The 334-nt window shown below is 37.7% G+C and carries 1 protein-coding gene; it reads left to right on the plus strand.

Annotation, left to right across the window (positions count from 1 at the left end; translation table 11 throughout):
- Positions 1–327, plus strand: a 327-nt coding sequence (locus SPADD19_RS11120; RefSeq protein ID WP_128861650.1) for a hypothetical protein, incomplete at its 5' end; no start/stop codon positions are given.
- Positions 328–334: the final 7 nt, after the last annotated feature.

The raw sequence follows: 334 nt of genomic DNA on the forward strand, positions 1-334 counted from the left end.
AAAGGTATTACGATCACTCTTATAGAAACCGTTGAGAAGGGAAGGGATGACTTTGGTCATCCCATTTTTGAGGAAGTTGAAACTTTTGTGGATAATGTCCTTATATCTCCATCTTCAACGGAAGATATCACAAGCCAGATGAATCTAACTGGACGGAAAGCAGAGTATACTCTAGCAATACCAAAAGGTGATCTTCATGATTGGGAAGATAAAGAAGTTTTATTTTTCGGTAAGAGATGGAAAACTTTTGGAATTCCTCTTGAAGGGATTGAGGAGATGCTTCCTTTAGTTTGGAATAAGAAGGTGATGGTAGAACGCTATGAGTGATATTAAG

This window comes from Streptococcus parasanguinis (genome assembly GCF_001578955.1).
Classification (GTDB): Bacteria; Bacillota; Bacilli; order Lactobacillales; family Streptococcaceae; genus Streptococcus; species Streptococcus parasanguinis_U.